The sequence below is a fragment of the Streptomyces sp. NPDC054956 genome, assembly GCF_053609185.1.
On sequence record NZ_JBSGXB010000036.1, the window covers coordinates 22,621 to 38,431 of the forward strand.

The following is a 15,811-nucleotide window of genomic DNA, read 5'->3' on the forward strand; positions in this document are numbered from 1 at the left end:
TCGTGGAGCGCGCCTGTGACCGTTTTTCTTTATTTTGTCGCGCCTCGAGGTTGTTGGTTGGAGTTTGTATTGCTCAAAACTCACATCACCCCATCCGCCCCGCGGCCCCCCCCGGCCCGCGGCCCCCCCGCTTCTCGTTGTGCGTCCGCGGGCCGGAAGGCCGCAGCGCCCGCGGGGGCCGCTGCGGTACCCTGGCGCCATGCGTGCCGTACGCCTCCTGCTTACCGAGCCGCGCTGAACAGCACCGACCCCACGAGACGGTCGGCCTCGGCGCGGCGCCCCCTCCTGTGCGAGGGGTTTTTTCGTTTGGGCAGGCAGAGACGGCAGAGACGATCGATGGAGCTTCAGAAATCATGAGCGAGACGAACACCCCGGCCCCCGAGGCGGCCGAGGCGCACCGCTACACGGCTGCCATGGCCGCCGACATCGAGGCACGCTGGCAGGACGTATGGGACGCCCAGGGCACCTACGAGGCCCCGAACCCGACCGGTGACCTGGCGGGCGACGCGGCGGTCGTGGCGCGGCCCAAGAAGTTCATCATGGACATGTTCCCGTACCCCTCGGGCGCGGGCCTGCACGTCGGCCACCCGCTGGGCTACATCGCGACCGACGTCTTCGCGCGCCACCAGCGGATGACCGGCCACAACGTCCTGCACACCCTGGGCTTCGACGCCTTCGGCCTGCCGGCCGAGCAGTACGCCGTGCAGACCGGCACGCACCCGCGGGTGTCGACCGAGGCGAACATCGAGAACATGAAGGTCCAGCTGCGCCGGCTGGGCCTGGGCCACGACAAGCGCCGCTCGTTCGCGACGATCGACCCGGACTACTACAAGTGGACGCAGTGGATCTTCCTGCAGATCTACAACTCCTGGTACGACGCCGACGCGAAGAAGGCCCGCCCGATCGCCGAGCTGGTCGCCTCCTTCGAGGACGGCTCCCGCGAGCTGCCCGGCGGTGCCTCCTGGGCCGCGCTGAGCGCGGGCGAGCGGGCCGACGTACTGAACGACCACCGGCTGGCGTACGCCTCGGACGCGCCCGTCAACTGGTGCCCCGGGCTGGGCACCGTACTGGCCAACGAGGAAGTCACCGCCGACGGCCGTTCCGAGCGCGGCAACTTCCCCGTCTTCAAGTCCAGGCTGAGCCAGTGGAACATGCGGATCACGGCCTACGCCGACCGCCTGATCGACGACCTGGACGCGCTGGACTGGCCCGAGGCCATCAAGCTGCAGCAGCGCAACTGGATCGGCCGCAGCGAGGGCGCGCGCGTCGACTTCGCGGTCGGCGAGGGCGACGCCATCACCGTCTTCACCACGCGTCCCGACACGCTGTTCGGCGCCACCTACATGGTGCTGGCGCCCGAGCACGACCTGGTCGGGAAGATCGTCCCGGCCGAGTGGCCCGAGGGCACCCGCCAGGTGTGGACCGGCGGCGCCGCGACCCCGGCCGACGCCGTGGACGCGTACCGCAAGCAGGCCGCGTCGAAGTCGGACGTCGAGCGGCAGGCCGAGGCCAAGGACAAGACCGGTGTCTTCACCGGTGCGTTCGCGGTCAACCCGGTCAGCGGCGAGCGGGTCCCGGTCTTCATCGCGGACTACGTGCTGATGGGCTACGGCACCGGCGCGATCATGGCCGTTCCGGCGCACGACACCCGTGACTTCGCGTTCGCGCGGGCCTTCGAGCTGCCGATGCGCTGCGTCGTGCAGCCCTCGGACGACCGCGACGCCGACCCGGCCGAGTGGGACGACGCGTTCTCCTCGTACGACGGCACGATCGTCAACTCGACCGGCGAGGGCATCTCCCTGGACGGCCTGGGCGTGGTCGAGGCGAAGGCCGCGATCACCGACTGGCTGGCCGGGCGCGGCATCGGCGAGGGCACCATCAACTTCCGGCTGCGCGACTGGCTGTTCAGCCGTCAGCGCTACTGGGGCGAGCCCTTCCCGATCGTCTACGACGAGGACGGCGTCGCCCACTCGCTGCCCGAGTCGATGCTGCCGCTGGAGCTGCCGGAGGTCGAGGACTACTCGCCGCGCACCTTCGAGCCCGACGACGCGACCTCCAAGCCGGAGACCCCGCTGTCGCGCAACGAGGCCTGGGTCAACGTGGAGCTGGACCTGGGCGACGGGCGCGGCGTGCGCTCGTACCGCCGCGAGACCAACACCATGCCGAACTGGGCCGGCTCCTGCTGGTACGAGCTGCGCTACCTGGACCCGCACAACTCCGAGGCGCTGGTCGACCCGGCGATCGAGCAGTACTGGATGGGTCCGAGCGAGAACGCGCCGCACGGCGGTGTCGACCTGTACGTGGGCGGCGCCGAGCACGCCGTGCTGCACCTGCTGTACGCGCGGTTCTGGTCGAAGGTGCTGTTCGACCTGGGCCACGTCTCCTCGGTGGAGCCGTTCCACAAGCTGTTCAACCAGGGCATGATCCAGGCGTACGCGTACACCGACGCGCGCGGCGTGTACGTGCCCGCGGCCGAGGTCGAGGAGCGCGACGGCGGCTGGTTCTACCAGGGCCAGCCGGTCAAGCGCGAGCACGGCAAGATGGGCAAGTCCCTGAAGAACGCCGTCACGCCGGACGAGATCTGCGAGGAGTACGGCGCGGACACCCTGCGCCTGTACGAGATGGCGATGGGCCCGCTGGACGTCTCGCGTCCGTGGGACACCCGTGCCGTGGTCGGCCAGTACCGGCTGCTGCAGCGCCTGTGGCGCAACGTGGTGGACGAGGAGACGGGCGCCGTCACGGTGGTCGACTCCGAGCCGGGCGAGGACACCCTGCGCGCGCTGCACAAGGCGATCGACGGCGCCGGCGCCGACATGGCCGGGCTGCGCTTCAACACCGCCATCGCGAAGATCACCGAGCTGAACAACGCCCTGACGAAGGCGGGCCGGCCGCTGGAGCGCTCGGTCGCCGAGCGCCTGGTGCTGCTGGTCGCCCCGCTGGCTCCGCACATCGCGGAGGAGCTGTGGCACCGCCTGGGCCACAACGAGTCGGTCGTCCACCAGGACTTCCCCGTCGCGGACCCGGCGTACGTCGTGGACGAGAGCGTCACCTGCGTCGTGCAGATCAAGGGCAAGGTCAAGGCCCGCCTGGAGGTGCCGCCGACGATCACCGACGGTGACCTGGAGCAGCTGGCGCTGGCCGACGAGGCGGTCGTGGCCGCGCTGGGCGGGGCCGAGATCCGCAAGGTGATCGTGCGTGCGCCGAAGCTGGTGAACATCGTCGTCTGACGCGTCTAGGGGTATTCCCGTACGGGCAGGTTGGGGGTTCGATGGGAACCCGCGGCCTGCCCGTGGCGTTTACGGTGGAAGGGACCAATCGGCTGGGGAAGGGAACCTCATGGAGGCGGTCTTTATCATCGTGGCCCTGGTGCTGCTGTTCGCCTTCCTGGGGCTCGGTGTGTTCGTGACGACGAAGGTGGTCAGGGCCGCGGCGCGCGGTGTGGACCGCACCATCACCCAGGCCCGCCGCACCGTGGAGGACACCACCCTGAGGGCGCGCAGCTTCGGCCAGGTCGGTGTCACGGGCGCGCTCGCGCAGCTGCGCCTCGACCTGCGGACGTCGATGCGGGCCACGCAGCAGGCGCTGTACGAGGGCGTCCAGACGGACGCCTCCCTCAAGGAGTCGGTGGGGCTGTTCGAGCGGCTGAGCGCGCACGGGCACGAGCTGGACGACGAGCTGAAGCGACTGGAGTCGGAGCCGGACCGCAAGAGGATAGAGGCGAGCCTCCCGGACCTGCGGGACCGTACGGCGAAGATCACGGAGGCGGCCGACTCGCTGCGCTGGGCGGCGCGCGACCGCGCCCGCCGCTTCGCCGCCGACGACCTGTCCGCGCTGTCGGCCCAGATCGAGGTCGAGTCGGGTGCCCTGCGGGACTGGTCCCGGGAGTCGGTCGACGACCTCACGGACCCGGCGCCTTCGCAAGGGGCCGCCCCGGGCGGTTCCTGGGGGTCCCCGCAGCCGCCCGTGACGCCCCCGGCGGCCCTGACGCAGCCCGTAGCGCCGCCGCAGTACCCCTGGCAGAAATCGCCCCGCCCGGAGACGACGACCTGATCCCGGAACGGGGGCGAAGGCCCCGGCGAGGGGCCGGGCTGCCGGAACACCCCGGCTCCCGGTAACCTCCGCCTCATGTCCCGCCATGTCGCGATCGTCACCGATTCCACGGCCTACCTGCCCCAACCGGCCATGTCGCGGCACGGAATCACCTCCGTCCCGCTGACCGTGGTCCTCGGCGACGAGGCCCTCGAAGAGGGCACCGAGATCTCGGCCCGAAGCCTCGCCCTGGCCCTGCAGAAGCGCCGCTCGGTCACCACCTCCCGCCCCAGCCCGGAGGAGTTCGTCCGGGCCTACCGGGCCGCCGCCGACGCCGGTGCGAGCGGCATCGTCAGCCTGCACCTGTCCGCCGAGTTCTCCGGCACCTACGACGCCGCCGTACTCGCCGCGAAGACCGCCCCGGTGCCGGTCCGCGTCGTGGACACCGGCATGGTCGCGATGGCCCTCGGCTTCTGCGCCCTGGCCGCCGCCGAGGTGGCCGAGGCCGGCGGGTCCGTGGACGAGGCCGTCGCGGCCGCCGAGAAACGGGCCGCCGGGATGTCCGCGTACTTCTACGTCGACACCCTCGACTACCTCCGCCGCGGCGGCCGGATCGGCGCCGCGCAGGCCCTGCTCGGCTCGGCGCTCGCGGTCAAGCCGCTGCTGACCCTGGAGGGCGGGCGGATCGAGATGCTGGAGAAGGTGCGTACGGCGTCCAAGGCCATCGCCAGGCTGGAGGAGCTCGCCGTGGAACGCGCCGGGTCCGGTCCCGTCGACGTGGCCGTGCACCACCTGGCGGCCCCCGAGCGGGCGGAGAAGCTCGCGCAGCGGCTCCGGGAGCGGATTCCCGGGCTGGTCGAACTGCACGTCAGCGAGGTCGGCGCGGTGATCGGCGCACACACCGGGCCGGGGCTGCTGGCGGCCGTCGTATCCCCGCGCTGATCACCGGTTCGGGTGAGGGAGTTATCCACAACGCACTGGTTATCCACTGGAATTGACGGCGCCGAACGGGGTCGCGGATCCGGTCCTACCGTCGTGGCATGACTCTTCGAACGCGTACCTCGTCCCCATATCCCTCCGGTGCCGGAGCCGGTGCCGGTGCCGGAGCCGGCAGCGGCCCCGGCCGTTCCCGGCTCTCCGACAACCGTCTGCGCCACCGCCCGGGCCGGCGCGCCCGGGGCCCCGAGCCCGCCGCGGTACGCCGCAGGGCCGAGGCGCTGCTCGGCGGCGTCCGTCCACCGGGGGCTCCGCCTGTGTCCCCGACTGGGTCCGTGCCGGGGCATGCGCCTCCCGACGTGCCTGTGGCTGTGCCGGGGCATGGGCCTTCCGATGTGCCTGTGGCTGTGCCGGGGCACGCGCCTCCCGTTGTGCCCGTTCCTGCGGCCGGGCCGGTGCGTGAGCCGGTGCCCGGGCCCGGTGAGGGGGTGCTGGGCGGCGGGGTGGCCCGGCGGCTCGCGGTGCGGGAGCGGCTGCCCGTCTGGGTGCAGGTGCGCTGCGGGGTGGAGCCGCGCACCGTGGCCGCCGTGTCGGTGGTGCTGGCCCTGGGGGTCGCTTTCGCCGGGCAGCAGTACTGGTCGGCCCGGCCGCGGCCGGTGACCGCTCCGGCCCTGGTGGCGCCCGCGCCGGCCGCTGCCGCCCTGCCCGCCTCCGGCGTCGTCGGCGGGGGCGCGGGCGCGGGGCCGATTCTGGTCGACGTCAGCGGAAAGGTCCGGGACCCGGGGGTGCGCAGGCTGCCCGCCGGCTCGCGCGTGGAGGACGCCCTGGCCGCCGCCGGGGGAGTGCGGCCCGGGACGGACGTCACGGGGCTCAACCGGGCCCGGGTCCTGACGGACGGCGAACAGGTGCTGGTCGGGGCTCCGGCGCCGCCGCCGACGGTGGGAGGGGGCGGGCCCGCCTCCGGGCCGCTGAGCCTCGGCACCGCCACGGCCGAGCAGTTGGACGGCCTGCCGGGGGTCGGCCCGGTTCTCGCGCAGCACATCGTGGACTTCCGTACCGCGCGCGGGGGCTTCCGTACCGTCGAGGAGCTCCGGCAGGTCAACGGGATCGGCGAGCGTCGGTTCGCCGATCTGCGCAAGCTGGTGCGGCCGTGAGCCGGTCCGGGGGAGCGGAGCCGAGCCCGGCCGGCCGGGACCCGGCGGGCGGGCGCCCGCCCGACCGGCGCTCTGTGGACCGGGGCCCTCTGGGGCTGCGTTCGGCGGAGCGGCGGCCCCTGGATCTGCGGCTGGCGGTGCCCGCCGCGGCCGCCTGGGTGGCGGCCGCCGTCGGCCTCGGGACGCCCGCCGCCACCGGCCTCGCCGCGGCGGGGCTGGGGGCGGGCGGAGCCGGGCTGCTGGTGGTGGCCGTACGGCGGCGGCCCGAGCCCGCGCGCAAGGTCTGGACGGCCGTGGCGGCGGCCCTGCTGTGCGCGGCCGCCGGGGCCGGAGTGGCGGGCCTCCAGCGGGCCGAGGCGCGCGCTGGACCCGTCGTGGGGCTGGCCCGGGAACACGCCCGGGTGCTGGTGGAGCTCACCGTCGGATCCGATCCGCGGACGGCCCGGAGCGGGAGCGGGCCGCCCGTGGTGGTGCTCGACGCGGTGATCACCCGGGTGAGCGGGCCCGACGGGGTGCGGTTCGGGGTCGCGACCCCGGTACGGGTGCTGGCGGCGCATCCGGGGTGGAGCCGGCTGCAGCCCTCGCAGCGGGTCGAGGTGGTCGCCCGGCTGGCTCCGGCCGGGGGCGCGGAGCGGGCCGTCGCCCTGCTCCGCCCGGCCGGGGACACCCCGCCGAGGGTGACCGGAGGCCCGGACACCGCTCAGCGGATCGCCGGGCGGCTGCGGGCCGGGCTGCGCGAGGTCACCGACGGGCTGGCGCCGGACGCCAGGGCCCTGCTGCCCGGGCTGGTGGTCGGGGACACCTCCCGGGTGGAGCCCGATCTGCACGAGGCGTTCCGGGCCACCGACCTGCTGCACCTGCTGGCCGTCTCCGGGTCCAACCTGACCGTGGTGCTCTTCCTGCTCATCGGGTCCCCGGCCCGGGCGCAGCGGGCCGAGCGGGGCGGGCTGGCACCGCGCCTCGGGCTCTCGCTGCGGGCGACCGCCGTGTGCGGGGCGGCGCTGACCCTGGCCTTCGTGGTGGTGTGCCGGCCGGAGCCCAGCGTGCTGCGGGCGGCGGCCTGCGGATCGGTCACCCTGCTGGCCATCGCCACCGGGCGGCGCAGGTCCCTCGTCCCGGCGCTGGCCGCCGCCGCGCTGCTGCTGGTGCTCTACGACCCGTGGCTGGCCCGCAGCCACGGGTTCCTCCTCTCGGTCCTGGCCACCGGGGCCCTGCTGACGCTCGCTCCCCGGTGGAGCGAGGCCCTGCGCGGGCGCGGGATGCGTCCGGGGCCGGCCGAGGCCCTGGCGGCCGCCGCGGCCGCCCAGGCGGTGTGCGCGCCGGTCGTCGCCGTCCTGTCGGCCCGGGTGAGCCTGGTGGCGGTGCCGTGCAATCTGCTGGCCGAGCTGGCCGCGGGCCCCGCGACGGTCCTGGGGTTCGCCGCACTGGCGGCGGCCCCGCTGTGCCGGCCGGTCGCCGAGCTGCTCGCCCGGTGCGCGGGGGTGCCGGCCGGGTGGATCGCCGCCGTGGCCCGGGGCGGTGCGCGGCTGCCCGGGGCGGAGACGGGCTGGCCCGGAGGGGTGGGCGGGGGCCTGCTGCTCGCCGCGGTCACCTTGGGGGTGGTGGGGCTCGGTTTCCGGTTCGGCCGTGAGCGGTGGTTCGTCTGCGCCGTGGCCGCGGCACTGCTCGTCGCCGTACTGAGGCCGCCGCTGGTCACCCGTACGCTCAAGGGCTGGCCGCCGCCCGACTGGAGTTACGTGCAGTGCGCGGTCGGCCAGGGGGACGCCGCGGTGCTCGCGGTCTCCCCGGGCACGGCCGTGGTGGTGGACGCGGGACCGGAACCCGGGCCGGTGGACGCCTGCCTGCGCGAACTGGGGGTCAGACGGGTGCCGCTGCTCGTCCTGACGCATTTTCACGCCGACCACGTGGGCGGGCTGGTGGGGGTACTGAGGGGCCGGTCGGTGGGTGTGGTGCAAGTCACCGGACTGGAAGAGCCCCCGGGGCAGGCCGGGTTCGTGCGGCGGACGGCCGCGGCCGCCGGGATTCCCGTCGTCACCGCGGCCGACGGGGAGCGGCGCCGGGCCGGTCCGCTGGAGTGGCGGGTGCTGTGGCCGCCGGCGGCGGGCCCGCCCGCCGAGGGAGCGAACGACGCGAGCGTGGCCCTGCTGGTGCGCGGCGCGGGCCTGACCGTCCTGCTGCTGGGAGACCTCGAACCGGCCTCGCAGCAGGAGCTGCTGAGGAACCATCCGGAGCTGGGGCCGGTCGACGTCCTCAAGGTCGCCCACCACGGCAGCGCGCACCAGGATCCAGGCCTGTACGAACGGGTCCGGCCCCGCCTGGCGATCGTCCCCGTCGGCGCGGGGAACCGGTACGGTCACCCGGCGGCGGGTACGCTCACGCGGCTGCGGTCGCTGGGGGCGGCGGTGTTGCGCACGGACGAGGACGGTTCGGTGGCCGTCGTGGGAAGCGGCTCGCGACTGCGGGCATTCCCGGCCATCCGGCGACGGGCCCGGCGCGGGCATACCGGGCGTGACCACTCTGTTTGCCCCCAACCCGACAGCATGATCGAATGCGTTTTCGCCAGAGCGGTCCAAGCCCATACAGCACGGGGGTGCACGAACCATGTTCAGTCGCAGACGGGGGACGGAGACGGCCCACAGCGCCAGTCCCCAGACATCCGCGACGCTGACGCTTCCTCATACCGCCCGGCTTCTCAGCTGCCGGGTCCTCGACACGGTCCACCAGCCCGTCCGACAGGCCAGGTTCGAGGTGACCGACCCGATCGGCCGACGGATCGTCAGCGGGGAGACCGACCCGTACGGAGGGTTCACGGCGGCCGTGCCGGCGGGCGAGTACCGGCTGTCCGTGACGGCCGAGGGCTACGCGTCCTTCCACGGCGCGACGCTGGTGGGGGACCCGGCGCAGCCCGGTACCGGGGAGATCGTCCTCGACGCGGTGGAGCCGCCGCTGCTGCCGCAGCCCGGCCACTGGGAGCTCGACCCGGCACACTCGTCGATCGGGTTCTCGGCGCGCCACATCGGCTTCGCCCGGATCAACGGCCGGTTCAACACCTTCGCCGGCGCCGTGCGGATCGCCGACCGGATGGAGGACTCCTCCATGCACGTGATCATCGACGCGGCGAGCATCGACACGGGGCTGCGGATGCGGGACGACCACCTGCGCTCCGCGGACTTCCTCGACGCGGCCCGCCATCCGACGGTGGAGTTCTACAGCGAGCGGTTCATCCACCGCAGCGGCAGCCGGTGGACCGTGGCGGGCGCCCTCACCCTGCACGGGGTCAGCCGGTCCGTCACCCTCGACACCCAGTACCTGGGGCTGGGCACGGGCCTGGAGGGCGAACCGCGCTCCGCGTGCCGGGCCACGACGGAACTGCACCGCGAGGACTTCACCCTGAACTGGCAGTCGATGCTGGCGCACGGGATCGCGGCGATCGGTTCGAGCGTGGAAGTGGCGCTGGACGTCCAGATCGTGCACAAGGCCTGACGGGAACGGCGGCGGCTACGGGGCTTCGAGCCAGCCGTCGTACTCGGCGGCCAGGTCGTCCAGGGCCGCGGTGTCGAGCCGTTCGCGCGGGTCCTCGACGACCACCAGCCACTGGGCGTCCTCGGCGTCGTCCTCACCCGCCAGGGCGTCACGGACCAGCTGGGGCTCCTCCTGGAGCCCGAAGCGGTCGACCACCTCCCGCGCCACCTCCTCGGCGGCGTCGCGGTCGGGCAGGACCAGTACATGTCGCACGTTCACCCGGACATTCTCGGGCACGGGCGGGGGGCCGCCGAGCGGGGGGCTGTCGGTACGGCGTGGGATGCTGGATCCGATGGCCACCAGGAAGAATTCCACCGACGATCCGCTCGCCTCGATCACCCTCGCGGTGGGGCAGGAGGATCTGCTGCTCGACCGCGCCGTGCGGGAGGTGGTGGCGGCGGCCCGTGCCGCCGACGCCGACACGGACGTGCGCGACCTCGCGTCGGAGCAGCTGCAGCCCGGCACGCTCTCGGAGCTCACCAGTCCCTCGCTGTTCTCGGAACGCAAGGTACTGGTCGTGCGCAACGCGCAGGACCTGTCCGCGGACACGGTCAAGGAGGTCAAGGCGTACATCGAGGCGCCCTACGAGGAGATCAGCCTCGTCCTCCTGCACGCGGGCGGAGTCAAGGGCAAGGGCCTGCTGGACGCCGCGCGCAAGGCGGGCGCCCGGGAGGTCGCCTGCCCGAAGATGACGAAGCCGGCGGACCGGCTGGCGTTCGTACGGGGCGAGTTCCGCACGCTGGGCCGCTCCGCGACGCCCGAGGCCTGCCAGACGCTGGTCGACGCGATCGGGAGCGACCTGAGGGAGCTGGCGAGCGCGGCGGCGCAGCTGTGCGCCGACGTCGAGGGCACCATCGACGAGGCCGTGGTCGGCCGCTACTACACCGGCCGGGCGGAGGCGTCGAGCTTCACGGTCGCCGACCGGGCGGTCGAGGGGCGGGCCGCGGAGGCCCTGGAGGCCCTGCGCTGGTCCCTGTCCACCGGGGTGGCGCCGGTCCTGATCACCAGCGCGCTGGCGCAGGCGGTACGGGCGATCGGGAAGCTGGCCTCGGCTCCTAGGGGAGCCCGGCCGGGGGATCTCGCGCGGGATCTGGGGATGCCGCCGTGGAAGATCGACCGGGTGCGGCAGCAGATGCGGGGGTGGTCCGCGGATGGTGTCGCGGACGCGTTGCGGGCTGTCGCCGCGGCTGACGCGGGGGTCAAGGGTGGGGGTGATGATCCCGAGTACGCGCTCGAGAAGGCGGTCGTCGCGGTCGCCCGTGCGGCGAGGCCCCAGCGGGGCTAGGCCGGGCTGCGCCCGAGCTCCTGGGGATCCGCCCCAGACCCCGCGCCTCAAACGCCGGCGGGGCTGGAATGCCCCAAGCGCCGGCGGAGCTGGATGTCGCTCCGGGCAGCGCGAAGGCCCCGGTTCGTCCTCCTGGGGAAGGGGGGCGGCCGGGGCCTTCGGGTAATGCTTGGTTGCACCGCACCCGCGTGGCGAACGCTTCGTGTGCGGTGCGGAGTGCCGGTCGGGAGCGGGAGAGAGGGCCCGCTGGATCCCTACCCGGCGATCACATCAGAGCTCAGCCCTGAAGGGAGGCAACCTTGGTGGCCAGCGCCGACTTCTTGTTGGCGGCGGCGTTCTTGTGGATGACACCCTTCGAGACGGCCTTGTCGAGCGCACGAGCGGCGGCGCGGGAAGCCACGGTGGCCTTCTCGACGTCACCGGCGACGACGGCCTCACGGGCCTTGCGGATCGCGGTCTTGAGCGAGGACTTGACGGCCTTGTTGCGCAGGCGCGCCTTCTCGTTCGTCTTGTTCCGCTTGATCTGGGACTTGATGTTCGCCACGAAAGAGCCTTTGCAGGTTCAGAGATTTGATCTTCGGATTGCGTCTCGAAGGCTTAGAGGGCATACGAGACACAGCTGCTCAGGCTACCAGGCACGCACCGGGCGGCCCAAACCGAGCGCACTCCCGCTTCCATGGGACCATGGGAGCCTGCGTATAGATCCGACTAGACCCGACGAGATCTGGTTTCGCGCAGACCGACGCCCACACTTCGTTCCGACTGCGACCCGAGAATCAGGACACTGCGTGCCCGCGATCCCCAGCCACGTGCCCGAGCCGAGCCGTACCGACCCGGCGCTGATCCGCAACTTCTGCATCATCGCGCACATCGACCACGGCAAGTCGACCCTTGCCGACCGGATGCTCCAGCTCACCGGTGTGGTGGACCAGCGGCAGATGCGCGCCCAGTATCTCGACCGCATGGACATCGAGCGTGAGCGTGGCATCACGATCAAGTCCCAGGCGGTCCGGCTGCCCTGGTCTCCCACCGAGGGCGAGGGTCAGGGCAAGACCCACATCCTCAACATGATCGACACCCCGGGACACGTCGACTTCACCTACGAGGTCTCGCGCTCCCTGGCGGCCTGCGAGGGCACGGTGCTCCTGGTGGACGCCGCCCAGGGCATCGAGGCACAGACCCTCGCCAACCTGTACCTGGCGATGGAGAAGGACCTCGCGATCGTCCCGGTCCTGAACAAGATCGACCTGCCGGCCGCCCAGCCGGAGAAGTTCGCCGAGGAGCTCGCGAACCTGGTCGGCTGCCAGCCCGAGGACGTCCTGCGCGTCTCGGCGAAGACCGGTCTCGGCGTGGACGCGCTGCTCGACAAGATCGTCGCCACGGTTCCGGCCCCGGTCGGCCCCAAGGACTCGCCGGCCCGCGCGATGATCTTCGACTCGGTCTACGACTCGTACCGCGGTGTGGTCACCTACGTGCGTGTGGTCGACGGGCAGCTGAACAAGCGCGAGCGCATCCGGATGATGTCCACCGGAGCCACCCACGAGCTGCTGGAGATCGGCGTCTCCTCCCCGGAGATGACCCCCTCCGACGGCCTCGGCGTCGGCGAGGTGGGCTACATCATCACCGGCGTGAAGGACGTGCGTCAGTCCAAGGTCGGTGACACCATCACCAGCCTGAACAACGGCGCGACCGAGGCCCTGGGCGGCTACAAGGACCCGCGTCCGATGGTCTTCTCGGGCCTGTACCCGCTCGACGGCTCGGACTACCCGGACCTTCGCGAGGCCCTGGACAAGCTCCAGCTCAACGACGCCGCGCTGGTCTACGAGCCGGAGACCTCGGCGGCGCTCGGCTTCGGCTTCCGCGTCGGCTTCCTCGGCCTGCTCCACCTGGACGTGGTGCGCGAGCGCCTGGAGCGCGAGTTCGGCCTCGACCTGATCGCCACCGCGCCGAACGTGGTCTACCGCGTGGTCATGGAGGACGGCAAGGAAGTCGACGTCACCAACCCGAGCGAGTTCCCCGAGGGCAAGATCAGGGACGTGTTCGAGCCGGTCGTCCGGGCCACCCTGCTCGCCCCCTCCGAGTTCATCGGCGCGATCATGGAGCTCTGCCAGCAGCGCCGCGGCACCCTCCTCGGGATGGACTACCTCTCCGAGGACCGGGTCGAGATCCGCTACACGCTCCCGCTCGCGGAGATCGTCTTCGACTTCTTCGACCAGCTGAAGTCCAAGACGCGCGGCTACGCCTCCCTGGACTACGAGCCCACCGGCGAGCAGTCCGGCAGCCTGGTCAAGGTCGACATCCTGCTGCACGGCGACAAGGTCGACGCCTTCTCCGCCGTCTGCCACAAGGACGCCGCCTACGCCTACGGCGTGCGCCTCGTCGCCAAGCTGCGCGAGCTCATCCCGCGGCAGGCCTTCGAGATCCCGATCCAGGCGGCCGTCGGCTCCCGCGTCATCGCCCGCGAGACCATCCGCGCCATCCGCAAGGACGTCCTCGCCAAGTGCTACGGCGGTGACATCTCCCGCAAGCGGAAGCTGCTGGAGAAGCAGAAGGAAGGCAAGAAGCGCATGAAGATGGTCGGCTCCGTGGAGGTCCCGCAGGAGGCCTTCATCGCCGTCCTCTCCAGCGACGAGTCCGGCGGCAAGAAGAAGTAGCCCCGCCAGGCCCCTGGATGTGAGACAGGCCCCCGCGCTCCGGCGCGGGGGCCTGTTTCGTTATGAATCGGCGCCCCAAGGCCTCTTACGCGCCAGGCGGAGGGCCCCTAGTCTGATCACTGCTCGTTGGTTACTCGCCAGTTTTTTTGGTCGGGCGCTGCCAGGCCCTGACTCAGCCACCCACCCTGACCCACCACTCAGTCAGTCCGCCCCTGTGATGAACAGGCCCCTGCCGCGTGGTCCGGAGGATGTCCGTGAGCGACACACAGACCTTGATCGAGAACCGTCCGCCCACCGTGGCGACCCTCTTCCTGGAGCGTGTCGCCGCCACGCCCAACGGCGAGGCCTACCGCTACCCCGTCCCCGCCGCGGACGGCCGGGGCGGCCCGGACGAGTGGAAGTCGCTCAGCTGGGGCCAGGCCGCCGAGCGGGTTTTCGCCATCGCTGCGGGTCTGGTCGACCTCGGAATCCAGCCGGAGCAGCGCGTCGCGCTGGCGTCCAACACCCGGGTCGAGTGGATCCTGGCCGACCTCGGCGTGATGTGCGCCGGCGGCGCCGTGACCACGATCTACCCGAGCACCAACGCCGAGGAGTCGGCGTTCATCCTCTCCGACTCCGAGAGCCGCGTCCTGATCGCCGAGGACGCCGCGCAGCTGGCCAAGGCCCGCGAGCGGCGGGCCGAGCTCCCCGAGCTCGCCCACGTCGTGGTCCTGGACGCCGAAGGCGCGGTCGCGGCCGAGGGCGACCCGGAGGGCTGGGTGCTCTCCCTCGCCGACCTGGAGGCGCGCGGCCGGGAGTACCTCGCCAAGCACCCCGAGGCGGTCAAGGAGCGGATCGCGGCCATCACCGCCGAGCAGCTCGCCACCCTCATCTACACCTCCGGCACCACCGGGCGGCCCAAGGGCGTGCGGCTGCCGCACGACAACTGGTCGTACATGGCCAAGGCCACCGTCGCCACGGGCCTGATCACCAAGGACGACGTCCAGTACCTCTGGCTGCCGCTCGCGCACGTCTTCGGCAAGGTGCTCACCTCCGGTCAGATCGAGGTCGGGCACGTCACGGCCGTCGACGGCCGGATCGACAAGATCATCGAGAACCTGCCGATCGTCCAGCCGACCTACATGGCGGCCGTCCCGCGCATCTTCGAGAAGGTGTACAACGGCGTCGCGGCCAAGGCCCGGGCCGGCGGCGGAGCCAAGTACAAGATCTTCCAGTGGTCCGTGGGCGTCGCCCGCGAGTACGCCAAGGTCACCCAGGACAACTTCCGCCGCACCGGACGGGCGACCGCCCCGTTCGGCCTCGCCACCAAGCACAAGATCGCCGACGCGCTCGTCTACTCGAAGCTCCGAGAGGCCTTCGGCGGCAAGCTGCGCGCCGCCGTGTCCGGCGCGTCCGCCCTCGCCCCCGAGATCGGGTACTTCTTCTCCGGCGCGGGCATCCACATCCTGGAGGGCTACGGACTCACCGAGTCCAGCGCCGCCTCCTTCGTCAACCCCGGCGAGGCCTACCGCACCGGCACCGTCGGCAAGCCGCTCCCCGGCACCGAGGTCCGCATCGCCGACGACGGCGAGGTCCTCCTGCGCGGCCCCGGCATCATGCAGGGCTACCACGGGCAGCCCGAGAAGACCGCCGAGGTCCTGGAGGCCGACGGCTGGCTGCACACGGGAGACATCGGCGAGCTGTCCGCGGACGGCTACCTGCGCATCACCGACCGCAAGAAGGACCTGATCAAGACCTCGGGCGGCAAGTACGTCGCCCCGGCCGAGATCGAGGGCCAGTTCAAGGCGATCTGCCCGTACGTCTCCAGCATCGTCGTGCACGGCGCCGACCGGAACTTCTGCTCCGCGCTCATCGCCCTCGACGAGCCCTCCATCCTGGTCTGGGCCGCCGAGAACGGCCTCGAGGGCAAGACGTACTCGCAGGTCCTGGCCGCCCCCGAGACCGCCCGGCTCATCGAGACCTACGTCCAGACGCTCAACGAGGGCCTCCAGCGCTGGCAGACGGTCAAGAAGTTCCGCCTCCTGCCGCGCGACCTCGACGTCGAACACGGAGACCTGACCCCCAGCCTCAAGCTGAAGCGGCCGGTCGTCGAGCGTGAGTTCAAGCACCTGATCGACGAGATGTACGAGGGCTCGCGCGAGGCGTAGCCGCCTGCCGCGGGCTCGGCGGGGCGGGGCGGTGGACCGCCCCGCGGAACCCCGCCCCCGGTCGGCCGGGCGGGCCCCCGGCGG

10 protein-coding genes and 1 pseudogene are annotated in these 15,811 nt (G+C 72.4%); 9 read left to right on the forward strand and 2 right to left on the reverse strand.

What is annotated here, in order from left to right; translation table 11 throughout:
- Positions 1-353 precede the first annotated feature (353 nt).
- The 6 genes and pseudogenes from leuS to ACWGDE_RS09750 all read left to right on the forward strand — a co-directional run bounded on the left by leuS (position 354) and on the right by ACWGDE_RS09750 (position 9,602).
- Positions 354-3,227 (forward strand): leucine--tRNA ligase, encoded by a 2,874-nt coding sequence (gene leuS / locus ACWGDE_RS09725; RefSeq protein ID WP_453388448.1) that lies wholly within the window; start codon positions 354-356, stop codon positions 3,225-3,227.
- Positions 3,228-3,336: 109 nt separating this feature from the next.
- On the forward strand, positions 3,337-4,050 hold the full coding sequence (locus tag ACWGDE_RS09730) for a hypothetical protein (RefSeq protein ID WP_453388449.1): 714 nt from the start codon (positions 3,337-3,339) through the stop codon (positions 4,048-4,050).
- Positions 4,051-4,125: 75 nt separating this feature from the next.
- The gene (locus tag ACWGDE_RS09735) at positions 4,126-4,971 is read left to right on the forward strand and encodes a DegV family protein (protein WP_453388450.1); all 846 of its coding nucleotides are present in this window, start codon (positions 4,126-4,128) and stop codon (positions 4,969-4,971) included.
- Between the two features lie 449 nt (positions 4,972-5,420).
- The gene (locus ACWGDE_RS09740; protein WP_453388451.1) at positions 5,421-6,119 is read left to right on the forward strand and encodes a helix-hairpin-helix domain-containing protein; all 699 of its coding nucleotides are present in this window, start codon (positions 5,421-5,423) and stop codon (positions 6,117-6,119) included.
- 74 nt (positions 6,120-6,193) lie between these two features.
- Positions 6,194-8,584: pseudogene (locus tag ACWGDE_RS09745) on the forward strand (ComEC/Rec2 family competence protein); the annotation flags it as partial.
- A gap of 136 nt (positions 8,585-8,720) precedes the next feature.
- A complete protein-coding gene (locus ACWGDE_RS09750; RefSeq protein WP_453388452.1) occupies positions 8,721-9,602 on the forward strand; it encodes a YceI family protein in 882 nt (293 codons plus the stop codon).
- Between the two features lie 15 nt (positions 9,603-9,617).
- Here the strand turns inward: ACWGDE_RS09750 and ACWGDE_RS09755 are convergent, their stop codons facing one another.
- Positions 9,618-9,860, reverse strand: coding sequence for a hypothetical protein (locus ACWGDE_RS09755; protein ID WP_453388453.1), 243 nt, complete (start codon positions 9,858-9,860; stop codon positions 9,618-9,620).
- Between the two features lie 73 nt (positions 9,861-9,933).
- Here ACWGDE_RS09755 and holA point away from each other — a divergent pair, with 73 nt between their 5' ends.
- On the forward strand, positions 9,934-10,926 hold the full coding sequence (holA, locus tag ACWGDE_RS09760) for a DNA polymerase III subunit delta (protein ID WP_453388454.1): 993 nt from the start codon (positions 9,934-9,936) through the stop codon (positions 10,924-10,926).
- Positions 10,927-11,203: 277 nt separating this feature from the next.
- Here holA and rpsT read toward each other — a convergent pair whose 3' ends face one another.
- A complete protein-coding gene (gene rpsT, locus ACWGDE_RS09765; RefSeq protein WP_030384651.1) occupies positions 11,204-11,470 on the reverse strand; it encodes a 30S ribosomal protein S20 in 267 nt (88 codons plus the stop codon).
- Positions 11,471-11,714: 244 nt separating this feature from the next.
- Between rpsT and lepA the strand changes: the two genes are divergently transcribed.
- Positions 11,715-13,580, forward strand: coding sequence for a translation elongation factor 4 (lepA, locus tag ACWGDE_RS09770; RefSeq protein ID WP_453388455.1), 1,866 nt, complete (start codon positions 11,715-11,717; stop codon positions 13,578-13,580).
- A gap of 254 nt (positions 13,581-13,834) precedes the next feature.
- On the forward strand, positions 13,835-15,727 hold the full coding sequence (locus ACWGDE_RS09775; protein WP_453388456.1) for an AMP-dependent synthetase/ligase: 1,893 nt from the start codon (positions 13,835-13,837) through the stop codon (positions 15,725-15,727).
- The last annotated feature ends 84 nt before the right edge of the window (positions 15,728-15,811 follow it).